Annotated in this window: 23 protein-coding genes; 13 read left to right on the plus strand and 10 right to left on the minus strand. The window is 59.4% G+C overall.

The annotated features are described in order from the left end of the window. Positions 1-47 precede the first annotated feature (47 nt). Genes zwf through AC2FI7_RS08800 form a run of 4 tightly spaced genes read left to right on the plus strand, consistent with a single transcriptional unit; the run spans position 48 to position 5,180 of the window. Positions 48-1,493 (plus strand): glucose-6-phosphate dehydrogenase, encoded by a 1,446-nt coding sequence (zwf, locus tag AC2FI7_RS08785; protein WP_010441696.1) that lies wholly within the window; start codon positions 48-50, stop codon positions 1,491-1,493. Between the two features lie 2 nt (positions 1,494-1,495). Continuing rightward, positions 1,496-3,301 carry a phosphogluconate dehydratase gene (edd, locus tag AC2FI7_RS08790; protein WP_496815776.1) on the plus strand — a complete coding sequence of 602 codons (1,806 nt, stop codon included), beginning with the start codon at positions 1,496-1,498 and terminating at the stop codon, positions 3,299-3,301. 4 nt (positions 3,302-3,305) lie between these two features. After that, entirely contained in the window at positions 3,306-3,938 is a 633-nt protein-coding gene (locus AC2FI7_RS08795) for a bifunctional 4-hydroxy-2-oxoglutarate aldolase/2-dehydro-3-deoxy-phosphogluconate aldolase (protein ID WP_010441698.1), read from the plus strand. 51 nt (positions 3,939-3,989) lie between these two features. Next, positions 3,990-5,180 carry a pyridoxal-phosphate-dependent aminotransferase family protein gene (locus AC2FI7_RS08800; RefSeq protein WP_010441699.1) on the plus strand — a complete coding sequence of 397 codons (1,191 nt, stop codon included), beginning with the start codon at positions 3,990-3,992 and terminating at the stop codon, positions 5,178-5,180. Positions 5,181-5,261: 81 nt separating this feature from the next. Here AC2FI7_RS08800 and AC2FI7_RS08805 read toward each other — a convergent pair whose 3' ends face one another. Next, positions 5,262-6,371 (minus strand): pyridoxal phosphate-dependent aminotransferase, encoded by a 1,110-nt coding sequence (locus tag AC2FI7_RS08805; protein ID WP_010441700.1) that lies wholly within the window; start codon positions 6,369-6,371, stop codon positions 5,262-5,264. Positions 6,372-6,464: 93 nt separating this feature from the next. On the opposite strand from AC2FI7_RS08805, the gene AC2FI7_RS08810 reads away from it, so the two are divergent. Together AC2FI7_RS08810 and AC2FI7_RS08815 are read left to right on the plus strand one after the other, a co-directional pair. Beyond that, a complete protein-coding gene (locus AC2FI7_RS08810; protein ID WP_010441701.1) occupies positions 6,465-7,535 on the plus strand; it encodes an SMP-30/gluconolactonase/LRE family protein in 1,071 nt (356 codons plus the stop codon). 67 nt (positions 7,536-7,602) lie between these two features. Further along, positions 7,603-8,385: a crotonase/enoyl-CoA hydratase family protein gene (locus AC2FI7_RS08815; RefSeq protein WP_010441702.1), complete on the plus strand. Its 783-nt coding sequence runs from the start codon at positions 7,603-7,605 to the stop codon at positions 8,383-8,385. Here AC2FI7_RS08815 and AC2FI7_RS08820 read toward each other — a convergent pair whose 3' ends face one another. The 4 genes from AC2FI7_RS08820 to AC2FI7_RS08835 form a co-directional block, all read right to left on the minus strand. Further along, positions 8,386-8,718, minus strand: coding sequence for a DnaJ family domain-containing protein (locus tag AC2FI7_RS08820; protein WP_010441703.1), 333 nt, complete (start codon positions 8,716-8,718; stop codon positions 8,386-8,388). It abuts the gene before it with no gap. Positions 8,719-8,757: 39 nt separating this feature from the next. Then, a complete protein-coding gene (locus tag AC2FI7_RS08825) occupies positions 8,758-9,921 on the minus strand; it encodes a benzoate/H(+) symporter BenE family transporter (protein WP_496815778.1) in 1,164 nt (387 codons plus the stop codon). A 140-nt stretch (positions 9,922-10,061) separates the two neighbouring features. After that, positions 10,062-13,223, minus strand: coding sequence for a valine--tRNA ligase (locus AC2FI7_RS08830; protein ID WP_496815779.1), 3,162 nt, complete (start codon positions 13,221-13,223; stop codon positions 10,062-10,064). A 93-nt stretch (positions 13,224-13,316) separates the two neighbouring features. Continuing rightward, entirely contained in the window at positions 13,317-14,216 is a 900-nt protein-coding gene (locus AC2FI7_RS08835; protein WP_010441706.1) for a phytanoyl-CoA dioxygenase family protein, read from the minus strand. 176 nt (positions 14,217-14,392) lie between these two features. On the opposite strand from AC2FI7_RS08835, the gene AC2FI7_RS08840 reads away from it, so the two are divergent. Next, entirely contained in the window at positions 14,393-16,684 is a 2,292-nt protein-coding gene (locus AC2FI7_RS08840) for a xanthine dehydrogenase family protein molybdopterin-binding subunit (protein ID WP_010441707.1), read from the plus strand. Beyond that, positions 16,662-17,738 (plus strand): T6SS phospholipase effector Tle1-like catalytic domain-containing protein, encoded by a 1,077-nt coding sequence (locus AC2FI7_RS08845; RefSeq protein WP_010441708.1) that lies wholly within the window; start codon positions 16,662-16,664, stop codon positions 17,736-17,738. The genes AC2FI7_RS08840 and AC2FI7_RS08845 overlap by 23 nt, the downstream gene beginning before the upstream one ends. Positions 17,739-17,884: 146 nt before the next feature. Here AC2FI7_RS08845 and AC2FI7_RS08850 read toward each other — a convergent pair whose 3' ends face one another. Then, positions 17,885-18,082, minus strand: coding sequence for a hypothetical protein (locus AC2FI7_RS08850; protein WP_496833350.1), 198 nt, complete (start codon positions 18,080-18,082; stop codon positions 17,885-17,887). 309 nt (positions 18,083-18,391) lie between these two features. After that, complete coding sequence (locus AC2FI7_RS08855; protein ID WP_010441710.1) at positions 18,392-18,961, minus strand: GcrA family cell cycle regulator; 570 nt, start codon at positions 18,959-18,961, stop codon at positions 18,392-18,394. Between the two features lie 125 nt (positions 18,962-19,086). Between AC2FI7_RS08855 and AC2FI7_RS08860 the strand changes: the two genes are divergently transcribed. Then, positions 19,087-19,890 (plus strand): ABC transporter permease, encoded by an 804-nt coding sequence (locus AC2FI7_RS08860; RefSeq protein WP_010441711.1) that lies wholly within the window; start codon positions 19,087-19,089, stop codon positions 19,888-19,890. Here the strand turns inward: AC2FI7_RS08860 and AC2FI7_RS08865 are convergent. After that, complete coding sequence (locus AC2FI7_RS08865) at positions 19,872-20,762, minus strand: DMT family transporter (RefSeq protein ID WP_037321491.1); 891 nt, start codon at positions 20,760-20,762, stop codon at positions 19,872-19,874. The two genes, AC2FI7_RS08860 and AC2FI7_RS08865, sit on opposite strands and share 19 nt — an antisense overlap. A 294-nt stretch (positions 20,763-21,056) precedes the next feature. On the opposite strand from AC2FI7_RS08865, the gene AC2FI7_RS08870 reads away from it, so the two are divergent. From AC2FI7_RS08870 to AC2FI7_RS08880, 3 genes are read left to right on the plus strand one after another with little or no spacing between them, the layout of a single operon-like run. Beyond that, positions 21,057-22,244 (plus strand): aspartate aminotransferase family protein, encoded by a 1,188-nt coding sequence (locus tag AC2FI7_RS08870; RefSeq protein WP_496815780.1) that lies wholly within the window; start codon positions 21,057-21,059, stop codon positions 22,242-22,244. 27 nt (positions 22,245-22,271) lie between these two features. Beyond that, a complete protein-coding gene (gene argF / locus AC2FI7_RS08875) occupies positions 22,272-23,198 on the plus strand; it encodes an ornithine carbamoyltransferase (protein ID WP_496815781.1) in 927 nt (308 codons plus the stop codon). 56 nt (positions 23,199-23,254) lie between these two features. Further along, positions 23,255-23,599 carry a 5-carboxymethyl-2-hydroxymuconate Delta-isomerase gene (locus AC2FI7_RS08880; protein WP_496815782.1) on the plus strand — a complete coding sequence of 115 codons (345 nt, stop codon included), beginning with the start codon at positions 23,255-23,257 and terminating at the stop codon, positions 23,597-23,599. A 27-nt stretch (positions 23,600-23,626) separates the two neighbouring features. On the opposite strand, the gene AC2FI7_RS08885 is transcribed toward AC2FI7_RS08880, so the two are convergent. Then, positions 23,627-24,226: a ferric reductase-like transmembrane domain-containing protein gene (locus tag AC2FI7_RS08885; RefSeq protein WP_496815783.1), complete on the minus strand. Its 600-nt coding sequence runs from the start codon at positions 24,224-24,226 to the stop codon at positions 23,627-23,629. A 3-nt stretch (positions 24,227-24,229) separates the two neighbouring features. Beyond that, the gene (locus tag AC2FI7_RS08890; protein WP_010441717.1) at positions 24,230-24,718 is read right to left on the minus strand and encodes a peptidase associated/transthyretin-like domain-containing protein; all 489 of its coding nucleotides are present in this window, start codon (positions 24,716-24,718) and stop codon (positions 24,230-24,232) included. Positions 24,719-24,994: 276 nt separating this feature from the next. On the opposite strand from AC2FI7_RS08890, the gene AC2FI7_RS08895 reads away from it, so the two are divergent. Continuing rightward, positions 24,995-25,960 (plus strand): pirin family protein, encoded by a 966-nt coding sequence (locus tag AC2FI7_RS08895; protein ID WP_496833352.1) that lies wholly within the window; start codon positions 24,995-24,997, stop codon positions 25,958-25,960. Positions 25,961-26,000 lie beyond the last annotated feature (40 nt).

Here is a 26,000-nt window from a genome sequence, read left to right on the forward strand (position 1 = left end):
ACTGAATCCTTGCCTAATCTGGCGGGGAAGTCGAAAGGAGCCTTGCAATGGTCTCACGCGTAATTCCGGTTGATCCGTTCGACCTTGTTTTGTTCGGCGCGACGGGCGATCTGGCGCAACGCAAGATCCTGCCGGGCCTGTATCACCGGTTCGAGGTCGGCCAGATGCCGGAGGATGCGCGCATCATCGGAACCGCCAGATCCGATATGGACAGTGATGGGTTCCGCGAACAGCTGCGTACTTCGATGCAAGAGTTTGCGCCAGGATTCAAAAAAGACACGCTTGATCGCTTTCTCTCTCGCGTCGATTATGTTCCGGTTGATGCACTGGGTGATGCGGGTTGGCCCGATTTGGCTAAGGCACTGCGTCCGGATGTGGTGCGCGCATTTTATTTGTCCGTGGGCCCAAGTCTCTTCTCAGGTATCGCACAACGTCTGAACGATAACGGGTTGGCCACGCTAGACAGTCGTATCGTAGTCGAGAAACCTTTTGGTCACGATCTGGCATCAGCCAAAGCATTGAATGAGGGCCTGCGCGCCTGTTTCGAAGAGCATCAGATTTACCGGATCGACCACTATCTGGGCAAAGAAACCGTGCAGAACCTGATGGCACTGCGCTTTGCCAACTCGCTATTCGAACCGCTCTGGAATGCCACCCATGTGGACCATGTTCAGATCACCGTGGCCGAGACAGTGGGCGTCGAGGGTCGCGGCGCTTATTACGATCAGTCCGGCGCAATCCGGGACATGATTCAGAACCACCTTGTTCAATTGCTGTGCCTGACGGCGATGGAACCGCCTTCAAAATTCTCACCCAACGCTGTGCGCGATGAGAAGGTCAAAGTGATCGAAGCGCTGGAACCGGTGGAACCCAAGGATATCGCTCGTGGCCAGTACCGCACCGAAAAAGGGGGCGATGGCTATCTGGATCACGTCGGCAACCCCGCCAGCCGTACCGAGAGTTTTATTGCGCTCAAGGCCCATATTGGCAATTGGCGTTGGGCCGGAGTGCCATTCTATCTGCGCACGGGTAAACGACTGCGAGCGCGCGAATCCGAGATAGCGGTGTTCTTCCGCGACCCACCGCACACGATCTTCCCGAATGTTGGACCTTTGCACGGCAACGTGCTGGTAATCCGCCTGCAACCGGACGAGGGCATAACTCTGCGCACCACGATCAAAGAACCGGGGCAGGGTGGGTTCCGCCTGTCCGATGTGGCGCTGGACATGAGCTTTGCCGACGCGCTGGGCGATGATGGACAATCGCCCGACGCGTACGAACGCCTGATCATGGATGTGATCCGCGGCGACCAGACCCTGTTCATGCGTGGTGACGAGGCCGAGGCCGCCTGGGCTTGGGTTGATCCCATCATTCACGGCTGGGAAGAGCGTGGCGACAAGCCCGCGAAATACGATCAGGGCAGCTCGGGGCCAGAGGAAGCATTGATGCTGATGCATCGCGATGGGCGCCGCTGGCGTCAGATCGGAGGATAATCATGGTCAACACAGTTATATCCGACGTCACCAAACGCATCATCGACCGCAGCGCTGACCTGCGCGGCCCGCACCTAGAACGGATGGAGCAAGCCAAATCCAAAGGCCCAGCCCGCGCGCATCTGTCCTGCAGCGGTCAGGCTCATGCCTATGCTGGTGCCGGAGAGGATCAGAACTCCATGGCAACCGGCACCGCAGGAAACCTCGGCATCGTCACCGCCTATAACGACATGCTTTCTGCTCACCAGCCGTTCGAACGCTACCCCGGCCTGATCCGTGATGCGATCCGCGCAGCAGGCGGCACCGCGCAGGTCGCGGGCGGGGTTCCGGCAATGTGTGATGGCGTGACACAAGGTGAGGCGGGGATGGAACTGTCCCTGTTCTCGCGTGACGTGATCGCGCTGGCGACGGGCGTGGCTCTCGGCCACAACACCTATGATGCAGCTGTGTTCCTTGGCGTCTGTGACAAGATTGTCCCCGGTCTGGTGATCGGTGCGCAGGCGTTCGGCCATTTGCCAGCCGTCTTCCTACCCGCCGGTCCCATGACCAGCGGCCTGCCGAATGACGAAAAGGCCAAGATCCGCCAGAAATTCGCTGCAGGAGAAGTGGGCCGCGAGGAACTTATGAAGGCCGAAATGGCCGCCTATCACGGCCCTGGAACCTGTACGTTTTACGGAACCGCGAACACCAACCAGATGCTGATGGAGTTCATGGGCCTGCACCTGCCGGGCTCCAGCTTTATCAACCCCAACACACCCCTGCGCGATGCGCTGACCGAAGAAGGCGCGCGCCGCGCCCTTTCCCTCAGCGCGTTGGGCAATCACTACACGCCGGTTTGCCAGATCCTTGATGAGCGCGCTTTCGTCAATGGCATCGTTGGCCTGATGGCCACCGGCGGTTCCACCAACCTACTGATCCACCTGATCGCCATGGCGCGTGCCGGTGGTATCGTGCTGGACTGGGAGGATTTTTCTGACATCTCCGCCGTCGTGCCTCTGGTCGCGCGGGTCTATCCCAACGGTTTGGCTGATGTGAACCATTTCCACGCCGCTGGCGGGTTGGGCTTTGCCATCGGCACTCTGTTGGAAGACGGCCTTCTACACCCCGACACGCTCACCGTCGCCGGTCAGGGCCTGCACAACTACACTAAGGAACCGAAACTGAAAGACGGCGAATTGGTCTGGGAAGACGGCGCAGGCCACAGTCTGAACGAAAAGATCGTCCGCCCCGCCAAAGACCCGTTCCAGGCCACCGGTGGCCTCTCTCGCCTGACCGGCAACCTGGGCACAGGCGTCATGAAGGTCTCGGCCGTGGCGCCTGAACACCAAGTGGTCGAAGCGCCCGTTCGTGTGTTCAACGATCAGAACGCCGTGAAAGAGGCCTTCAAAGCCGGTGAGTTCACCGATGATGTCATCGTCGTCGTCCGCTTCCAAGGCCCCAAGGCCAATGGCATGCCCGAGCTCCACTCTCTGACACCCATCTTGTCAATCCTGCAGGGCAGGGGGCAGAAAGTGGCTCTGGTCACTGATGGCCGGATGTCCGGTGCCTCTGGCAAGGTTCCCGCTGCCATCCATGTTTGCCCCGAGGCGCTGGACGGCGGAGCCATCGCCTATCTGCAGGACGGTGATCTTTTGCGCGTCGATGCGATCAAGGGCGAGTTGGAAATCCTGACCCCCGGCGTTCTCGACCGTGTACCTGCTACTGCAGACCTCACTGCAAACCTACACGGCGTTGGCCGCGACCTCTTCGGCGCATTCCGCCAGAATGTCGGCTCAGCCGACACCGGCGCCAGCATTTTCGGAGTTTGACCCAATGTCGAAAACCCAACGCACCCGCGAGATTTGTGCACTGGCCCCGATTGTCCCAGTACTGGTCGTCGACGACGCGTCCCATGCCCGCCCTCTGGCCGAAGCTCTCGTCGCCGGTGGCCTCCCGGCGCTTGAAGTCACCCTGCGCACTCCCGCGGCGCTGGATGCCATCCGGGCGATGGCCGACGTCCCCGGCGGCGTAGTAGGTGCGGGTACACTGGTCACGCCCGAAGATGTACGCGCTGCCAAAGAGGCTGGTGCGCAGTTCGGTGTCTCGCCCGGCGCGACTGATGCCCTGATCGCGGCCTGCGAAGCCGAAGGTCTGCCCCTTCTCCCCGGCGCGGCCACCGCAAGCGAAGCTATGGCCCTGCTGGAAAAGGGTTATGACATGCTGAAATTCTTCCCCGCTGAGGCCTCAGGCGGAGCCCCCGCCCTGAAAGCCATCGGCGCGCCCTTGCCGCAGATCACCTTCTGCCCAACCGGTGGCGTATCGCCGTCAAATGCCCTCGATTACCTGTCTCTGTCGAATGTTGCCTGCGCAGGTGGCAGCTGGGTCGCGCCCAAACAAATGGTGCAAACTTGCGACTGGGCTGGAATCGAAACACTTGCGCGCGAGGCCGCCAGTCTGGTGGATTGACGTCGCAGGGCGAAACGCTAGGGTAACCCTCAATTCAGACAGGTTGCCCTCATGACAAACCAAATCCCCCTCGCGCATGGGCGCGAGTATTTGGCCATCCCTGGCCCCTCGGTCATGCCTGACGCGGTGCTACAGGCGATGCACCGTCCGTCGCCCAATATCTATGACGGCGAATTGATTGAGATGATGCCCGCGCTGACGCATGACCTTAAATGCGTTGCCGGAACCCAGCACAACGTCGCCATCTACATCGCCAACGGCCACGGCACGTGGGAGGCCGCGCTCTCAAACGTGATCGCCCCCGGCGAAACCGTGCTGGCCCCGGCCTCGGGCCGCTTCACCCACGGTTGGGCCGAGATGGCCGAGGGGATCGGCGCCAAGGTCGAATTGATTGATTTCGGCATGTCCTCACCCTGGGATCTCGAGCGCATCGCCGAAGCATTGCGCGCCGACTCCAGCCACAAAATCAAGGCCGTGCTTGCCGTTCACGTCGATACCTCCACATCGATCCGCAACGATATCCCGGCGCTGCGCGCCTTGCTCGACGACCTCGACCACCCCGCATTACTGATGGCTGACTGCATCGCATCCATGGGCTGCGACCGGTTCGAGATGGATGCCTGGGGTGTCGACGTCACGGTGACCGCCTGCCAGAAGGGGCTGATGACCCCGGCAGGTACCTGCTTTGTCTTCTTCAACGATAAAGCGCAAGCCAAACGCGCCACAATGCCCCGCGTTTCGCAATATTGGGACTGGCAGCCGCGCGCCAATCCCGAACTTTTCTATCAGTATTTCAATGGCACTGCGCCAACCCACCACCTCTATGGCCTTCGCGCCGCGCTCGACCTGATCCACGGCGAAGGCCTCGAACAGGTCTGGGCTCGCCACGAACACCTGGCAAAGGCCATCTGGGCCGCCTGTGACATCTGGGCGCAAGGCGGCGCGCTGCATTTCAACGTTACCGACCCGGCCGTTCGTAGCCACGCGGTCACCGCGCTGCGCTTGACCGAAGGGCGCGGAACCCCGCTGCGCAATTATACCGAAACCCAGCTTGGCCTGACCCTCGGCATTGGTCTGGGGATGGAGGACTGGGACGGCTGTTTCCGCCTTGGTCACATGGGCCATGTGAATGCTCAGATGGTCATGGCCATGCTGGGTGGCGTCGAAACGGCGATGGCCGCGCTCGACATTCCCCGCGGCAAAGGCGCGCTTGAAGCCGCCGCCGCCGCATTGGCAACCTAATACCCGATCCGAGTCTTCATCTGGCCAAAAATGTCCTCGGGGGGAATCGCGCGTCAGCGCGATGGGGGGCAGAGAGCCCCTCTACACGGCTCGGGTACTTGCTAAGGCCTTGGGCAAAGCAGCCTCGAAAGCGACAATCTCTGCCTCTCCCCCACAACTCACGCGAATACACCTGTTCTGAGGCGCAGCGAACGGCATGCGCACAAACACTCCCTGTTCGACCAGCGAGTCCAGAACGGCTTTGGCAAACACCCCATCGTGCCCGCAGTCAATCGCCACGAAATTTGTGGCTGAGGGCAAAGGTTCCAACCCATTGGACCGTGCAATCCGTGCGATCCGATCCCGAGCTTCGGCGATCTGATCCTGAACCTGCGCCAGCCAATCGCTGTCCTCAAGCGCGGCCAAAGCCCCGGCTTGGGCAGCCCGGTTCATACCGAAATGGTTGCGCACTTTGTTGAAGGCGGAAATCAACCCGGGCGCACCGATGGCATAGCCAACCCGAGCCCCGGCCATCCCATAGACCTTGGAAAACGTCCGCATTCGGATGACCCGCGGATCATCAGCCGCGACAGGCGCGGCGGTGCCCTCCGGGGCGCATTCTACATACGCCTCGTCCAGAACCAGCACGCAGCCTTCTGGTAACGCTTCCATCGCGGCCACGATATCCGCGCCGGAATGCCAAGTGCCCATCGGGTTGTCAGGGTTGGCCAGATAGACCAGCTTTGCGTTCACCTCTGCTGCTTTGGCAAACAACGCCTCCGGGTCCTCGTGATCGTCGCGATAGGGAATCTTGTGCAAATCCCCTCCGAACCCCGCCACATGGTAGTTAAAGGTGGGATACGCCCCGTCCGACGTCACAACCGCATCTCCATGCCCGACCAACAGCCGAACCAGATAGCCCAGCAAGCCATCAATGCCTTCGCCGACAACGATATTTTCGGGCGCTACCCCATGATACGCGGCCAGCGCGTGGCGCAATTCGTAATTCTCAGGATCGCCATACATCCATATCTCACCCGCCGCCCGCTGCATCGCCTCTATGGCGCGCGGCGAGGGGCCAAACACGCTCTCATTTGCACCGATCCGGGCGATAAAGGGCGCGCCACGCTGACGCTCCTGCGTTTCGGGGCCGACAAATGGCACGGTTGCGGGCAGGGATTGGGCAAGCGGGGTGTAACGAGGAACGGTCATGGCGGCAGATAAGCGCAACCTCTGCAGCGGGGCAAGCCTTGCACGCAGATGCAATCACAGTCAGTGTGCTCGCAACCGCAGTTCGGAGGCGTTATGCGTTATATACTGGCACTTGTCCTTATCGGTCTTGCCTATCTCGTGTTCTGGCCGGTCCCGGTTGACCCGGTGGCCTACGAGCCACCCGAACCGCCCGGATTCACGGGCGATTTCATCGAAAACAACTATCTCGATACAGCACAGCTGATCTCGCTACCGGCGGGGGAGATTGGCTCAGAAGACATCGCAGTGATGCTAGACGGCGCAGTTTATACCACCGGCCAATCCGGCACCCTCTATCGCATCGACGGTGACCAGCCGGCCGAGATCGATCAACTTGGCGGCCGCCCCCTCGGTCTGCGGGCGGGGCCAGATGGCGCGCTCTATATCGCCGACAGCTTTCGAGGGCTGATGCGCTGGGCCGGGCCCGGAACGCTGGCAACACTGGTCTCCGAGATCGATGGCGCGCCTATCATCTATGCCAACAACCTGGACGTGGCACAGGACGGCACGGTCTATTTCTCGAACTCCTCAGACCGGTTCGATCCTGAAACCATGGGCGGCACCAAACCCACCTCGGTCATGACGATCTGGGAGCAATCGCCAACCGGCTATGTGGCACGTTATTCGCCTGACGGCACCGCCGAAAAGATCGCAGAAGGGTTCGTCTACACCAACGGCATTGCCCTTTCACCGGACGAAGATTTCCTGCTGATTGCCGAAACGGGTCGGGCAAGGGTGCACAAGCTGTGGCTGGTCGGCCCCAAAGCCGGAAAACAAGAGGTTCTTTTGGATAACCTGCCAGGCTATCCGGATAACATCAAAGCGCAAGGTGACGGCACCTATTGGATGGCATTCGCCAGCCCGCGCGTGCCTGCAGAAAAGCTGATGCCCTATCCCTTCCTACGCAAGATAATATGGCGGTTGGGACCCAAGGTGCGCCCCGCGCCGATCCACCGCGGTATGCTGGTACAGTTTGATGGTGACGGAACCATCCTGCGTACGCTGCAAGACCCCCAAGGGCGGCTGGGCATCACCACTGCGGGCCAGGCGGCTGGCGACCAGTTCTATGTAATGACTCTGGACTCTCCCTGGTTTGGTCGGATGCCGATCGCCGATTTGCCCTGACGTCGTTGTAGCGCTGCTTGCCTCTTACTGGCATGCTTGACGCAACAAAGAACGCACCGGAGGTCCCATGTCCCGCGTATCCGTCGAATACAAAGATCACATCGCCCATGTCACGTTGACTCGCGGCGACAAGATGAACGCTTTGGACGATGCGATGATCAAGGCTATCCTCTCGGCGGGGCAAGAGGTCGCCGCCGCCGATATCCGGGCGGTGGTGCTGTCGGGAGAGGGCAAAAGCTTCTGCGCCGGGCTCGATATGGCCAGCTTTGCCAGCATGGCCCAAACAGACCCGACCGAATGGCTGATGACCCGCAGCCACGAAGATGCCAATGAGTTGCAGGAGATTGCCCTGATCTGGCGGCGTGTCCCGGCCCCGGTAATCTGCGCCATTCAGGGCGTGGCCTATGGCGGTGGCCTGCAGATCGCATTGGGTGCGGATATCCGCATCGCGCACCCCGAGGCCAAGCTGTCGGTGATGGAGATGAAATGGGGCCTCATTCCCGACATGGGCGGGATGGTGTTGCTGCCTGAGCTTGTTCGTTCGGACGTTCTGCGCCTTCTGACCTATACCGCCCGTCCGATCGGTGCGCCGCAGGCCGCAGATTGGGGGCTGGTGACGAAACTCTCGGATGACCCGCTGACCGAGGCACTTGCGCTGGCCGAGGATATCACGGGCAAAAGCCCCTCGGCCATCCGTGCCGCCAAGCGTCTGATCGATGTGGCCGAAACCCGAGACCGCGCACATGTGTTGATGGCCGAATCCTCAGAGCAGGTCGACCTGATTGGAAAGCCAGATCAGATGGAGGTTGTCATGGCGCAGATGCAGGGCCGCAAGCCCGAGTTCAAGTAGTCACCGCATAAAACTGCGTCGCGCATCGCGGGCCATATTGTATCGCATCTCCAGATCGGCGATGCGGGACATCGCCGACTTGCGCTCTTCGGGATCCGTCAGAGCATCATAATCCTTGCGTGCCGCGTCGAGTTTTTTCTTGATGTTGAACTCTTCCGGCAGAACCCCGGCCTGCGCCATGATGCGGTGACCAGCGGCAATGGCAGGATCACCCTGCGCCTCACTTGAACGGTCAGGCAGCGGCGCACCTTCGCCTTCAAGCCCCTGCAACTGGCCCTCGGCCTGTGCCTTCTTGATCTGGCGTTCCACCAGTTTTCCAAGCGATCCGAACATGTCTGTATTCTACTGCCTGTGACGGTCGGGCGAAAGGGATTACCGCACTCTGTTTGTCACGACATACGCAATTCCGCCGGCCAAAAGCCCCCAGACCGCCGCACCCAATCCAAAGACCGTGATACCAGAGGCGGTGATGACCAAGGTCAGAATTGCCGCCTCGCGCTCGGCAGGGATATCCAACGCTGCATGCATGGCGTTGGCCATGACCCCGATCAGAGCAACCCCTGCCAGCGTACCCATCAGCAATGGGTCGGCATGGGCAGCAAAGCTTGTGATTGCCACCGCAAAGATGCCAAACAAGCAGTAAAACACACCACCCATTACAGCAGACCAGTACCGCTGCGCCGGGTCAGGATGGCTGTCCTCATTGGAACACATCGCGGCGGTGATTGCTGCCAGACAGGTCGCCGGCGCTCCAAACGGGGCCGAGAGCATGCTTGCGCCACCGACGGATGAAAACAACCGGCCGGGAACTGGATCGAAGCCAAAGCTGCGCATCACAGCGACACCGGGAATGTTCTGTGTCGCCATCGTGACGATAAACAGCGGTACGCCGATTCCGATGGCAGATGCGACCGAGAACGTGGGCATGGTCCAGACCGGAGCAGCGATCAGACGATCTGGCATCAATTGAGCATCTCCGGCGTTCAGCGATACAATGATAGCCGCCGCGACCACAGCTGCCGGAACCGCGATCAACCGATTGAAACGGCCCGCAATAAACCATGTTAGGATCACCGGCAACGCCTGCCATGGGATCTCGACCGTCGCTTTGAATGGTACAAGGCAAAGCGGCAAGAGCACGCCTGCCAGCATCGCTTGCGCCAGAGTAATTGGGATTGCTGCAGCCAACCGACCAAGCGGTTTCCACAGCCCTGCCAGAACGGTCAGGGCTCCGGCGCAAAGGAATGCGCCGATTGCGCCTGAAAACCCTTCGGTCGGTGTAGCAGACACAGCCATCAGCGCGACACCTGGCGTGGACCAGGCAACGCTGATTGGTAACTTGTAAAACAGGCTCAACACAATGGCGGCGAGCCCCATAGCGATGGCTGCACTCATCAGGCCCGAGGCGGCTTCTTGCGAAGAGGCTCCCATCGCGTTCAGCCCCTGCAACACAATTGGGAATGAGCTGAAGAACCCGACGATGGCCACGACCAGCCCGGTCGAAACGGTCTGCATTGGGGGAAATGCGCGTGTCATCCTGTCCTCGGCTATAACCACCCGCACTTGCTAACAATCACAAGCTGCTGCGAACAAGGTGAAATACGTCATTGCACAGTAAAAACCCGCCGGGAGAACGGCGGGCTTTTGAACTTTGAGTGCTTATGAAAAGTAGAGGATCAGGCGATCTCGGCCAAACGTGCAAGCGCCTCGTTCAGCTTGGCTTCTTCTTCCTCACGAGCTGCAAGATTCGCTTTGGCTTCAGCAACAACCTCTTCCGGGGCCGAAGCCACGAATTTGGGGTTGTTCAGTCGCCCGCGCAGACCACCAAGCTCTTTTGCGAGCTTGCCCATGGCTTTCTCCAGCCGTTCCTTTTCCGCGCCGATATCGATGATGTCCGCCAGCGGCAGGCCAAAGCTCGCACCTGGGGCGGCAATCGAGATGGTCCCCTTGGGCAATTCATCGGCCTTGGTCAGGCTGTCGATCCGCGCAAGACGCTTGATCAGCGCTTCATTGCGGTCCCATGCAGCCTGCCCGTGGGCGTCGATCTCGGTCACCAGCATAGGGACATAAAGGCCGGCAGGAACACGCATCTGCGCGCGGGCTGAGCGGGTGTTTTCGATCACCGAGATCACCCAGTTCATCTCACGATCCGCATCGGCATCCACCAAGTCAGCGGCGGAATAGCTCGGCCAGTCGGCGTGAACGACCATCTTGGCGCGGCTGCCTGTCAGGCCCCACAGCTCTTCGGTGATGAAGGGCATGATCGGATGGAGCAGGACCATGCACTGATCCAGAACCCAACGCATGGTGGCGCGGGTTTCGGCCTGCGCTTCTGCATCGTCGCCTTGCAGCAGCGGCTTGGACAACTCCACATACCAGTCGCAGACCTTGCCCCAGACAAAGGCATAAAGCGCGTTCGCCGCGTCGTTGAAGCGATAGCTTTCCAGCGCCGCGTCGACCTCTTCCCGTACGCGTGCGGTTTCGCCAATGATCCAGCGGTTTACGGCGGCTTTGGGTTTCAGGTCGGCCACGTCCAGTTGCGGGACGCTGTCGGTGAAGACCTCGTTCATCTCGGCAAAGCGGACGGCATTCCAAAGCTTGGTGCCGAAGTTGCGATAGCCGGTGATGCGCTCTTTGGAGAGTTTCAGCACTCCGCCGATGGCCGCCATCGAGGCATTGGTAAAGCGCAGCGCGTCGGCGCCAAATTCGTCCACGATCTCCAGCGGGTCGATGACGTTGCCGGTGGTCTTGGACATCTTCTTGCCCTTCTCGTCGCGGACAAGCTGGTGCAGGTAAACGGTATGGAACGGGATCTGATCGACCACGGCCAGCTGCATCATCATCATCCGGGCGACCCAGAAGAACAGGATGTCGAAGCCGGTGATCAGAACGTCCGTAGGGAAGTAACGCTCCAGCTCTTCGGTCTGCTCGGGCCAGCCCAGCGTGCCGATGGGCCAGAGGCCGGAGGAGAACCAGGTGTCGAGGACATCGGGATCGCGCCAGACCGGATACACCAGCTTGGTCGGGTCCTGTTCGACTGCGTACTGAGCAAGGCTTTCAGCGAATTGATGGATGGCCGCATGCTTGTCGGCGACCTCAATAACGGTCGCATGGCTCAGCGGGCTGGGGATATCGGCATTGTCGTCCAGGAATTTATCGACAACAGCATCAAAGTTGGGCGCACATTCCATGACGTTGCCACGGTGGAGCATGCCGCCTTCGTTTAGCAGGCGGCCGAGTTCGACTAGGTCAAGATCGCCGTCGTTTTCGTCGTCCTTGAAGTTCTCAGCCGATAGATCAAGGCCATACCAAACCGGAATCTGGTGCCCCCACCAGAGCTGGCGAGAGATGCACCACGGTTCGATATTTTCCAACCAATGGTAATACGTCTTTTCACCGGACTCGGGGATGATCTTGACGGTGCCGTCCTTGACCGCATCCAGTGCAGGGCCAACGACCTTTTCAGCATCGACGAACCACTGATCGGTCAGCATCGGCTCGATCACGACTTTTGAGCGGTCGCCGAATGGCTGCATGATTGGTTTGGATTCGACCAGCGGAACGGTTTTGTCCGCGCCTTCGTGGTCCGGCTTTAGCGCGGTCGATCCCAGACGCGGGTCATCAGCACGGGTCATGACAGCCAGACCTTCGCTGGTGATCTCGTCGATCACTTTGGCGCGCGCCTCGAACCGGTCCAATCCGCGCAAGTGGTCGGGAACAAGGTTGATCGCGTCGATCTCACCTTCGGTAAAGGATTGACCGCGCGCGTATTGCCCGGCTTTGTAAGCCTCGTTCGCGTAGGGTACACCATCGGCCCGCATGTGCCCGCTTGTATCCATCAGGCGATACAGCGGAATGCCGCCACGTTTGGCGACCTGATAGTCGTTGAAATCATGCGCACCGGTGATCTTCACCGCGCCCGAGCCGAAATCGGGATCGGGGTAATCATCGTTAATAATCGGGATATGACGGCGGTGCTCTTTCGGACCAACCGGGATTTCGCAAAGCTTGCCGACGATGGGGGCGTACCGTTCGTCCGAGGGATGAACCGCAACCGCGCCATCACCCAGCATGGTTTCGGGGCGCGTCGTGGCGATCGAGATGTAATCGCGCTCTTCCTCAAGCACTACGTTCCCGTCTTCGTCCTTCTCGACGTAAGTGTATGTCTCGCCCCCGGCCAGCGGGTATTTGAAGTGCCACATGTGGCCGGCGACTTCGATATTCTCGACTTCCAAGTCCGAAATGGCAGTTTCGAAATGCGGATCCCAGTTGACCAGCCGCTTACCGCGATAGATCAGGCCTTTTTCGTACATCTCGACGAAGACCTTGATGACCGCGTCGTGAAAATTCGCAGAATTTTCGTGTCCGGTACGCGGATCGCGCGGCGCGCCAGCCATGGTGAAAGCATTGCGCGACCAATCACAGGACGACCCCAGTCGTTTCAACTGTTCGATGATCGTGCCGCCGTATTCGCCTTTCCATTCCCAGACCTTGTCCAGAAATGCCTCACGCCCTAGTTCGCGCCGACCAGGTTGCTGAGTGGCCGCCAGCATCTTTTCGACCTGCATCTGCGTGGCGATACCAGCGTGGTCCTGACCGGGCTGCCACAGAGTGTCGAAGCCGCGCATCCGGTGCCAACGGGTCAGAATATCCTGCAACGTGTTGTTGAACGCATGGCCCACATGCAAGGCCCCCGTCACGTTGGGCGGCGGGATCATGATGGTAAAGCTCTCGTCGCGCGATTTGTTCGCGCCTGCCTTGAAGGCTCCGGCCTGTTCCCAGGCCTGATAGATGCGGGCCTCGGCCTCGGCCGCGTTGAATGTCTTTTCCATCGCCATGGGATGCGTCCTGCGTCAACAAATTCGGGTCAGCGCCTGCAATAGCGAATGGACGCGGGAAGGGGAAGGCCCTGCGCGGCAGTCGGGCCCGTCTCAGCCCGGATTCGATGGGGCCTGATCGTAAAGCTGCAGTTTCTCGCCGGCCCCCTGGGCCATCGCTTTGGCCTGATCGGCGCGAATGCGCGCGTGAAGGTCCAGAGCGTCTTGTGCAAACAATTCCTTCGGCGCCGGGATGTGAATGAAATTCCCCACCCGGTCTTCGCCGCGCGCCAGAATGGCGTAGTCACGGTCGGCGACCTTTTGCTGCGCGTTGGGGTTGAGATAGCGGATGGCCAGACCGATCCGACGATCATCCGACGCGTTTGGACCTGATCCGTGGATCGTCAGCCCGTGATGCAGTGACATCTGACCGGGCTGTAGCTCGATATGCGTCTTGTCCTCATCTGCAACGTCCACTGCAACTTCCTGCCCACGCGACAGCAGGTTGTTGTCGGAAAACGTATCATTATGCGGCAGGATCGGATTCTTGTGGCTGGCTTTCACAAAATCCATGCAACCGCTTTCGACTGTTGCGGGGGACAGGGCGATCCATGCGGTCAACTGGTCCGAGGTTTCACCCATCCCCCAATAGGTCAGGTCCTGATGCATGCCCACCACCTGCGTTGTACGCGGTTCCTTGATGAACAGTTCAGCCGACCACAGCAGCAGATCGGGACCCAGCACGCCTTCGACTACGTCCAGAACGCGCGGGTCCAGAGAAATGCGCGTGGCCAGAGGCATCACCACATGCGCGTTGATGCGTTTGTACATGTTCAATGGCAGTGGCAGGTCCGCCTCGCGCCAATTGGCTTCGACATCTTCCAACTCGGCACGGAACCCAGCGGCTTCTGCGGCAGAGAACACGGGGATCGGAAAGATAAACCCCTCATCCCAATAGGCCTTGACAGCTTGGCTCTTCAATCGGCCATTCGTCAGCTTGATTTCTGTGGTCACGGGAACCTCCGCAAGACTGAATATGGGTTCAGCCTAGGCGTGCCCAAGTTGGGCGCGCAACGCGGTTTCCAGACATGAATGTCGCTTTCAGACCGCGCGCAGGGAAATTTTCAGCCTCTGGACAAGGAGCAGCTTCACGCTAGGGTCGCGCATTCAGGCAGCCAAAGGATCATCCCATGGAAAAATTCGGCAAAAGCCAGCCCGTCAAACGAACCGAAGATCAGCGGTTTCTGACCGGGCAGGGGCGGTACATGGATGATGCGGTGCCCGAGAATGCCCTGTTTGCTGCTTTCTTTCGAAGCTCTATGGCGCATGCCACGATAACTGCGCTGGACCTTGAAGAGGCGCGTGCGGCTGATGGGGTGCGTCTGGTCATGGCACTCGAGGATCTGACCGATGCCGGGATCGATACAGTGATGAATGCCACCACAGTTGCCAACCGCGACGGCACTCAAGGCGCAGCGTCCGAACGGAACATGTTGGCCAAGGATCGCGTGCGTTTCGTCGGGGAACCCGTTGCGGTCGTCATTGCCGACTCATTGTTGCAGGCGCGCGATGCAGTCGAATTGATCTGGATGGAAACCGAAGACCTGCCGGTCAAGACGGATGTCGCTGCGGGTGGGGAGCCTTTGCATCCACAAGCCCCCGACAACCGCGCCTTTGACTGGGGCTTGGGTGATGAGAAGGCGACCAATGCGGCCTTTCAGTCTGCGGCGCGCACCGTCGCGCTGAACGTGCATGACAACCGGGTCATCGTGAGCTCGATCGAACCGCGTGGCTGTCAGGCCGATTGGTCGGGTAGCCGTTTGCATTTCTCCTATGGCGGGCAGGGCGTCTGGGGGATGAAAGCGCAACTGGCACATAAGCTGAAACTGGATCCCGAGGCGATCCGCGTTACTACGCCCGATGTCGGCGGCGGATTCGGTATGAAGGCGATGCCCTATCCCGAATACTTCACCGTTGCTGTTGCTGCTATGAAATTGGGCCAGCCCGTGCACTGGATGTCGGACCGGTCCGAAGCGATGCTGTCCGATCACCACGGCCGTGACCTGACCTCGCTGGCGGAACTCGCATTTGATGCGGATCACAAGATCACCGCCTACCGGGTCCACAGCAAGATCAACCTTGGTGCCTATAACAGCCACTTCGCACAGGCCATCCAAACCCAATTGTTTAGCCGCGTTCTGATGGGCGTCTACGATGTGCAAACCACCTATTTGCGGGTCGAGGGATTCTTCACCAACACCACGCAGGTCGATGCCTATCGCGGGGCCGGTCGGCCTGAGGCGATCTATGTATTGGAGCGTGTCATGGACCGCGCTGCACGCGAGCTTGGCGTCGACCCGTGGGAACTGCGGCGCAAGAATTTCATCCGACCCGAAGCTTTCCCCTACAAGACCGCAACCGGTGAAACCTATGATGTGGGTGAGTTCGACATGGTCCTCAGCCGCGCCGCCGAGCAGACCACCGGCTTTGAGGCCCGCAAGGCGGCGGATGCCGAAAACGGTCTGATCCGGGGGCAGGGGCTTTGTTACTATATCGAAAGTATTTTGGGGGATCCTTCCGAGGGGGCAAAGGTCGAGTTTTGCGAGGATGGAACGGTGAACCTCTATGTCGGCACGCAGTCCAACGGGCAGGGGCATGAAACAGTCTATGCCCAGTTCCTGTCAGATCAGACGGGCATTCCGGCGCACCTGATCAATGTTGTGCAAGGCGACACGGACAGGCTGGCGCAAGGTGGCGGGACTGGCGGGTCACGCTCGGTCACGACCCAAAGCAACGCGACACTGGTGACGGTTGATACGATGATTGCCGCATTCACACCCTATCTTGCGGATAAGATGGGGGTAGAGGAAAGCGATGTGACCTTCGACCATGAAACCTTCCGCGCGCCGGGGTCCAACCTGACCCCCACGCTGACCGAGGCGGCTGAGATGGCGCGCGCAGACGGGCGCACCGATCTGTTGCAACACAAGGCGCGCGCCAAGTTAGAGGCGCGCAGCTATCCCAACGGCGCACATGTTGCTGAAGTTGTTATTGATTCTTTCACTGGTGAAACATGGGTCGATCGCTACACGGTCGTGGATGATTTCGGTAACCTTATCAATCCGATGCTCGCCGAAGGGCAAGTGCATGGAGGAGTTGTGCAGGGCATCGGTCAGGCGCTGAATGAACATGTTGTGCATGATGCCGAGGGGCAACTGCTCACGGCATCGTTCATGGACTACGCCTTGCCCCGTGCGGCGGGGATACCCATGATAGAGTTTACCTCGGTGCCAATTCCATCAACCGCCAACCCGATGGGGATGAAAGGCTGTGGCGAGGCCGGCACCGTGGGCGCATTGGCCGCTGTGGCAAACGCGGTTCAGGATGCGCTCTGGGATCACGGGGTGCGGCAGGCGGATATGCCTTTCACACCTCATAGAGTTTGGGAATTGTTGACGCATGGTTCTGTCGCGGCTGAGTAGAAAGGTACTGGGATGGCTCGGGCGGCCTCTGCGGTCCGAGCACTCGGCCGAAACACGCCATCGCGAACCGATCAGCCATGTCATCATCCTTGATGGCACCATGTCGACACTTGAACCGGGTTATGAGACTCACGCCGGCCAGACCCTGCGTCTGTGCTGCGAGATGGGCAGCAAGGTTTCGGTCTTCTACGAAGCCGGTGTGCAGTGGGAAAGCTGGAAGTCCACTATGGACGTGATGATGGGCCGGGGCATCAACCGCCAGATCAGACGCGCCTATGGCTACCTCGCATCTCGCTATAAGCCCGGCGACAAGATCTTTTTCATCGGCTATTCACGCGGCGCCTACGGGGTGCGCAGCCTTGCGGGTGTGATTGACGCGATCGGGCTGCTCAAGGCCGAACACGCTACTGTTCGCAATATCAAACAGGCCTATCGCCATTATGAATGCACCGCCAACGGCAAGGCTGCGGCGGAGTTTCGGCAGGCCTTCTGCCATGAGGGTGTTGCCATCGAGATGGTCGGCGTCTGGGACACGGTCAAAGCGCTGGGCCTGCGCCTGCCGCTGCTGTGGCGCTGGGCCGAGGAACGCCACGCCTTCCACAACCACCAGCTTGGCCCCGCCACCCGCCATGGTTATCACGCCATGGGTTTGGACGAGACCCGCGAGGTGTTCGAGCCGGTATTGTGGAAATGTACCCCCGATTTCAAAGGCCATATCGAGCAGGTCTGGTTCCGAGGCACCCATGGCGATGTCGGAGGTCAGCTGAACGGTTTCGAAGAAGCCCGCCCCCTCAGCAACATCTCCCTGATTTGGATGCTGGACAAAGCCGAGCTGCACGGGTTGCCCCTGCCCGAAGGCTGGCGCGACCGTTTCCCCACCGACCCCCATGCCCGCTCGGTAGGCACATGGCGCGGCTGGGGCAAGATTTTCCTGCTGCGCAAACATCGCAAAGTGGGAAAGGACCGGTCAGAGAAGCTGCATGTTTCGGTCGCGCCGGATGAGCTGCCCCGCTGGGTGCCGATGCCGGATTTGCCATCGCATCCAGCGCAGTGAAAGGTTGATCATGTGCCGGCGGTTGCAAGATCACCGACACCTCAATGTCAGGTTCGAGCCCAAAGTGACCGATGACAGTCGTCAATTTTGGAACTTGCGCCAAGGCATCAGTCAGATTTATCCGTTTTGTTTTTATCAATGCGGCGTTAGATCACACTTAGCATAAACACAACGTAGATCATGGGGAATGCAGCCAGATACCAAAGCAACGACTGTCGACCATAGTTGAAATGAACCAGCAGTAACACTGTAGAAACAAACAACAGTTTCACGCCCAGTCCTTTTCGGAACTGAGGAAGCTCGTTTCTCGTAGGAACTCTGATCAACTCAATCAATCGTGTCATGGCTTTATTGCACGTCTGTTGGTTGCGAATGTCAAGAAACCAACACAACGCCACGCTGCCTCTGAAAATGATTGGCATTTCAGCCCAAGTTACAAGCCAGACTCTCATGTTTGAATGGCAGTTTTGTCCGCACAGCTGACACTCCGGTCGAAAACACCCTCGCAGCTTTCAGCGAGGGTGTTTTCTTTGTAAGAGCTCGCTACGCCTTGTGTCGTTCCCGACTATGCAGCGCTTCCGGTAAGAGGCGTGGCGAAACGCCTGCGCCCTTTTCACGTTCTATAGTAAAGATTTAGGTTCTTGTGTTCGCTATTATCGCCGACGGTCGCGACGCGAGCTCATTGGCTGGAACGCCACGCCCACATGCGCCTCGCAATAAGGCTTGCCCGCCTCAACCGGAAGGCCGCAGAACCAGAAATCCTCGGTCGCGGGGTCGCCGACGGGCCATTTGCAGGTTTTCTCGGTCAGTTCCATCAAGGTCAGCTTCTTGGCTTTCTTCTCAATCTCGTTGACCTTGGCCAGCGCCTCGGGGCTGATTTCGTTGGCCGAAGGCTGCGGTGGCAAGGGCTGACCCGCCGGGATAATCTGGCGGCGGGCAGGGATAGCCGGTTTCGCTTCCGGAGCAGGCGCCGGTCGGGCCGGTTCTGTTTTGGGCGCCGGTTTTGGCTTGGCCTCCGCCTTGGGCGCGGGTGCCGGTTTTTCCTTGGGCTCGGCCTTTGCCGGGCTGGCGCCGGTTGCACGGTTCGACAGGCCCAGACGGTGAACCTTACCGATCACCGCGTTGCGGGTCACGCCGCCCAGTTCCTTGGCGATCTGGCTGGCCGACTGGCCCTCGCCCCACATTTTCTTCAGCAGCTCTACACGCTCGTCAGTCCAGGACATCATTTGCCTTTCAAAAGCGGAAAGCGGCCCCGGATTCGGGCCGCCTTGGGAAATCGTCTCAGCCCCCTATTTTAATCACTGCGGCCCGAGTTACAAGCGGTCTTCGAATCAGGTAAGGGGCAGACATGCAGAATCTCTTGGATCATGACGCGCGCCGCTTTGGCGCAGTGAACTGGATGGGCCTCTATACGCTGGCGCAGCGCGAAACCCTACGCTTTCTGGCGGTGTGGACTCAGACCTTGCTGGCCCCTCTGGTGACGGCGGGATTGTTCCTGCTGATCTTCACCATTGCCATCGGTCCCAGCCGTCCGGATGTGATGGGTGTTCCGTTCCTGACGTTTCTGGCCCCTGGCATCATGATGATGACGGTGATCCAGAATGCCTTTGCCAACACCTCGTCTTCGATGGTGATCGCCAAGGTGCAGGGCAATATCGTGGACACGCTGATGCCACCGCTGTCGCCGCTGGAAATCCTGCTGGGTTATCTGGCTGGCGGCATCGTTCGCGGTGTCCTGATCGCCCTTGTCGTTGCAACTGCGCTGGCGCTTGTTTTGGGTATCGTGCCGAAAAACCCGTTGATCGCACTGACCTTCGTGGTTCTGGGCGGGGCCTTCATGGGCGCGCTGGGCCTTTTTGCCGGCATATTTGCCAATAAGTTCGATCAGATGGCTGCGATTACTAACTTTATCGTCACGCCACTGGCCTTCCTGTCGGGCACTTTCTATTCGGTCGAGGCCCTGCCGCCGGTGCTGAACCGGCTCAGCCATGTGAACCCGGTCTTCTACCTGATCGACGGGTTGCGATATGGCATGATTGGTGTCTCTGACAGTTCGCCTTGGCTGGGGATGTTGATTTGCACGAGCGCGACCGTGCTGGTTGGCGCACTGACCTGGCAGATGTTGCGTACAGGCTATCGGCTCAAGGCCTGACGCTGTCGCGCCTCACGCCAGACCAGGATTAGGCCACCAGTGAGGATGATGGCCGATCCGATCATGCTGACGCTGTCCGGGACAACCTGAAACACGGCGAAATCATAGAGCGCGGCGAATATCAGCGTGGCATAGCTGATCGGCGCCACAAAGGACGCATCCGCCCGCGCCATTCCGTTGACGAAACAGGCCTGAGCGCAGGCCATCAACACGCCGATCGCCGCCAATGCCGCCCATTGCTGCGGGGTCGGCATCTGGAACACAAAGCTGACCGCAACCGTCGCAATTGTCAGCCCCATCGCGTTGTTGATCAGCAAGATCTGAATTGGAATTTCGCGGCCAGAGAGTTTCTTGATGAAAATCAGCTCCATCCCAATCACTGCTGCCGCGGTTAGGGCTAGCAAGGCGGCGGGTTGAAAACTCGCGGGTGTTGGGCGCAACAGTACCAGTGCTCCGATCAGCGCTACAATGGCTGCCATCCAGCGCCACGGACCGACGCCTTCTTTAAGCAGCGGGATCGCCAGCACCATTGCAAAGACCGGGTTCAGGAAGGATATTGCCGTCGCATCCGCAATCGGGATGAACGCAACCGAGGCGAACATCAACGTAATCCCAAGCCAGCCAAAACTTGTCCGCCCGACATGGAGGCCCCAATGGACACGCCCGAGGCGCGGGCGCAGGATTCCGACGGTCGTGACGATTACCAGAAAGGCAAACAGAAACCGCCCGTGGCTGATCTGCATTGGATTCAGCGCAGGCCCAAGAACATCTGTGCCCAGCGCCTTGGCTAGTAATGTGGTGCCTGCCAGAATGGCGCTGGCCACAAGAATCAACAGGGCCGCAAGGGCAGGGTTCTGGCTTATCGGAGTCATGGCCCACCCGTGCGTTAGCGCAGGACAAATGGCAAGCAGCAAATCCCGGTCTCAGAATGATTTTTGCCTTATTCGCAAAAACGGGGTTTTCAGACTAAACGTACACCGCTATACGACCCGCCATGATCAAAGCCGCACATATCCTGCGCCTCCGACGCCTGCGCTTTACCGCGTAACCGGCCCGTTTGATCTATTTGCGCTGTCTAAATCCGCGCAATCCCAACCAAATCAGTTGACGACCATGGCCCCAGTGTATCACTCACAGGGCTCAAGCTATTCGAAAAGGATGATCCGATGATCCCGTCCGTTCTGCCGACTTATAACCGTGCGCCCCTGACATTTGTGAAGGGCGAAGGCGCCTGGCTGACCGAGGCGGATGGCCGACGTTTTCTGGACCTTGGCGCGGGTATCGCGGTGAACGCGCTGGGCCATGCCCATCCAGCGCTGGTGGCCGCGCTGACCGAGCAGGCGCATGCGCTGTGGCATGTCTCGAACCTCTACAACATCCCGCAGCAGCAGGCGTTGGCAGACAAGCTTGTCGAACATACCTTTGCCGACACGGTATTCTTCACCAATTCGGGCACGGAATCCTGCGAACTGGCCGTGAAAATGGCGCGCAAGTATTTCTTTGACAAAGGTCAGCCCGAGAAGGTCGAGATCATCACTTTCGATGGCTCCTTCCATGGCCGTTCCTCGGCAGGTATCGCTGCCGCAGGGTCCGAGAAGATGACCAAAGGCTTTGGCCCGCTACTGCCCGGCTTCGTGCACCTGACATTCGGAGATCTCGATGGCGTCACCAATGCGATCAACGAGAATACTGCCGCGATCATGATCGAGCCGGTTCAGGGTGAAGGCGGCATTCGCCCAGTCCCCGACGCCGAGCTTAAGGCCCTGCGCCAGATTTGCGATGACAACGGCCTCTTGCTAATCCTCGACGAAGTTCAGTGTGGCGTGGGCCGCACCGGCAAGCTTTTCGCCCATGAATGGGCCGGTATCACACCGGATATCATGATGGTCGCCAAGGGTATCGGCGGTGGCTTCCCTCTGGGTGCTGTTCTCGCTACTGAAGAGGCTGCCAGCGGTATGACCGCAGGCACCCACGGCTCGACCTATGGCGGTAACCCGCTCGGCTGCGCCGTGGGCTGCGCGGTGATCGATCAGGTCGCGACACCCGCTTTCCTCGAAGGTGTCAACCGCAAGGCAGGCCTTCTGCGTCAGAAACTTGAAGGCCTGATCGCGGATCACCCCGAGGTGTTCGAAGAGGTGCGTGGATCAGGACTGATGCTTGGCCTCAAATGCAAGTCGACCAATATCGACGTGGTCAACGCAGGTTATGACAACGAAGTCATCACCGTTCCTGCTGCCGACAATGTGATCCGCCTGCTGCCTCCGCTAACCCTGACTGAGGATGATATCGCCCAGGCCATGATCCGCCTCGACAAGGCTGCGGCGCAAGTTGAAAACGCAATGGCTTCGGCCTGAATGTGCCTGATTGAAAAGTGAAATAAAATGAACCACTTCCTTGATATCCACAAAACCGACGCAACCGCCTTGCGGGGTATGATCAATCAGGCCGGTGCCATGAAACAGGCCCGCCTTGGCCGTCCCAAAGCCGCGCCGGATGATGAGCAGCCGCTGAAGGATCGCATGGTGGCTCTGATCTTCGAAAAGCCCTCAACCCGCACCCGCGTATCCTTTGATGTGGGCGTGCGCCAGATGGGCGGGCAGACCATGGTGCTGTCGGGCAAGGACATGCAACTGGGCCACGGGGAGACCATTGCCGATACCGCCCGCGTACTGTCACGCTATGTTGACATGATCATGATCCGGACCTTCGATGAAACCATCCTGACCGAGATGGCGGAATATTCGGACGTTCCGGTGATCAACGGCCTGACCGACCGCACCCATCCCTGCCAGATCATGGCTGACGTACTGACGTTCGAGGAACATCGCGGTCCGATCAAAGGCAAAAAGGTCGTCTGGACCGGTGATGGCAACAATGTCTGCGCCTCTTTCCTGCATGCTGCCGGTCAATTCGGGTTCGATTTCACCTTCACCGGCCCGGCCCAGCTAGACCCGGAAGAAGAGTTCATGGGGCTCGCCCGCCAGCAGGGCTCGAAGGTCGTGATCGAACGGGACCCGCAAAAAGCGGTTGAGGGCGCCGATCTGGTGGTCGCCGATACCTGGGTGTCGATGCACGACAGCCAGTCCGCCAAGGAGCGCCGCCACAACATGCTACGCCCTTATCAGGTCAACGCCGAGCTGATGGCGCATGCCAAACCCGACGCGCTGTTTATGCACTGTCTGCCCGCCCACCGCGAGGAAGAGGCCACGTCCGAGGTCATGGACGGCCCAAACTCAGTGATCTTCGATGAGGCCGAGAACCGTCTGCATGCGCAAAAGGCGGTCATGCGCTGGTGCCTGGGCGTCTGAGATTCACAGAAAGTACCGAGAGAGCCACATGGCTCTCTCAAATCTCGGAGCTTCTCATGCCGCACATCACCCTAGAATTCTCTGCTGGTCTTGAGCAGTCTCATGATTTTCAAGCCATCTGCGAACAGCTTCATACAGTTCTCGCCGGGCATGAAGAGTTTGACCCGCCAACGCTCAAAATCCGCGCCACCCCGGTTCCGTTTTCTCATATTGGGACCGAACCGCAGACCTTCATCCATGCCACGATTTTGCTGATGCAGGGCCGGGATGAGGCGACGCGAGCCGAGTTGAATGCCATCATCATGAATGTTCTGGCCGAGGCTGCGCCCACGGTCGGCAGCATCACCGTGCAGGATGTCGAATTGAACCGCGCCACATATGCCAAGCGCCTATCAGTCTGACGCATCCCCGGAACGCGCATGCGGCGTCTAGCCGCGCTGTTTCACATCCCAAACCCGCAATCTGACAAGCGTTGTGAGGCACGCCAGAACCACCAGAACGCACAATGCGAACTTGGTCATGATCTCCATCGTGCCCTCAATCAGCAGTGCGTGAATGACGCTACCCAGAATGGTCACTATGGCCAACCCTGCATGGCCCAGGCGCCAGACCCGAAGCCGCAAGCTTAGGCGTTGCCGAAAAATCCCCATTGCCGCGGCCGCAAAACCCGCCCACATGGCGGTAACTCCCCATGTCGAAAAAGGTGTTGCAGACACAAAAAGCAATGCGTCCACGACGTCAGGCGGGCTTGTGATCCACAAGCCGATCACATGGATCACAATGCTTACGACAAGGGCCAAGCCACACCGCCTGTGCCAATGGCGACTGTTAACCGGAGAAAGCCCGGGCAACCAACGCCCGGCCAACAAGGGTTGCAGCAGAAGAAGGCACATCCCGATGATGCCCGCAAAACCGGCGAGGATGTAAATCGGCTCACGCCACGCCAGATACGGGCTGAAAGCCGCTGCTATGACCGGTATAAGAAGTGTGGCAACCAATGCCGCCCAGACAGCAGCTTGCCTTAACATCCGTCAGACAGGCTGCAAGACAAAATGTGCGGCAAGGGTCTTGTCCTTCGCGCTCGACATCACTGGGCGCAGGAATACCGTCTCAAATTCACCGCTGTCATAGGCCAAATGCCCGTGTGGTTGACCAAAGGCGGGCACAATCTGAGGCATTTCCAACCGGAACTCTCCGTTCGCATCGGTGAGAGTCGCCCCATGGCTGCGCTGATCGCGTTCATGCCCTTCGGTTGTATGGGCCCAGATCTGGATGCGTTGACCGGGCAGGGGGGCTCCGTCACCCGCACGCCGCACGGTGCCGGTCATCCAAAACCCGCCACCGCCGATGCGCTCCACGATCGGCGCGCCGGGTCGATAGTTGTTCGACCCGCCCCGCATCGACGGTGTCGGCGCAAGACCAGAGGCGTGCGCAGGTGTGATGACGCCGGTCAAACCGGCTACAATTGTGCCAACCCCTGTCGCAATAAACTTGCGGCGATTGATTTCGAGTCGGGTCATTGCATCCACTCCTGTCGGCTGAACCTCATCTTGGACCGGCTTCCCTGATCCGGCGACACCCGATTTCTAAGGATAGCACGATTGTTCATGATTCCGAGAGTCGGCGAAGGTGAGTATCAGGTGCTCCGTTCCACGCCTTGGTGAGTATCCGCAAGTCGTTCCAAGGACTTCACGATCATTGTGCGAAAATGCACTTTTCTTGCGATATTTTCCCAATACATTCAGCATTGGCAAACATGAACGCGTCTTATGGAACCGAAAAAACGGAGATCTGGAATGAGTTGGAACCCCACCCATAATCCCGAATGCGCCTCCGAAAAAGATGCTCTCGAAACCTTGATCATCCCACGTGCGCGAGATCTGGGCGGGTTCGAGGTGCGTCGCGCGCTGCCCTCGGTCAAGCGTCAGCTCGTTGGCCCATTCATCTTCTTTGATCAGATGGGCCCTGCCGAATTCATTACCGACAGTGGCATTGATGTGCGGCCGCATCCTCATATCGGGCTGGGCACCGTAACCTATCTGTATCAGGGAGAGTTCGAACATCGTGACAGCCTCGGTACCCACCAGATGATTCACCCCGGTGAGGTCAACTGGATGGTCGCGGGCCGTGGTGTAACTCATTCCGAACGCACGAGGGCAGAAACGCGCGGCAAACGTCACAACCTGTTCGGCATCCAGACCTGGCTCGCGCTGCCAGAAGCCTATGAGGACATGGCCCCTGACTTCGAGCATCACAAGCAGGGCGCGCTGCCCCATATCGAAGACAAGGGTGTCAGCGCCCGCCTGATCCTTGGCGCCGCCTATAGTGAAACCAGCCCGGTGACCATGTTGTCCGAGACCTTCTATGTCGACGTGCAACTGGACCCCGGCGCATCTTTCCCGTTGCCTGACGATCACGAGGATCGGGGTGTTTATGTCACGCAAGGCTCGGTCGAGGTAGCCGGTGATACCTTTGACGAAGGGCGTATGATGGTGTTTCGGCCCGGTGACAAGCTCTCGGTCAGGGCGGGGCCTTTGGGTGCGCGATTGATGCTGCTGGGCGGAGCAACCCTGAGCGAGGATCGCTACATCTGGTGGAATTTCGTCTCGTCCTCAAAGGAAAAGATCGAAACCGCTACGCGCGAATGGAACACCGCCGACTGGGCCAACGGTGCGTTCCATCTTCCGCCCGGAGACGATCAGGAATTTATAACCATCCCAGACGAGCTTGAACGTACCCGGCCACGGTTGGCGCGTGTATGACTTGACGTCACTCTGGCGCCACTGAACCATCCCGGTGATC

The organism is Ruegeria sp. YTSA064 (assembly GCF_059610325.1).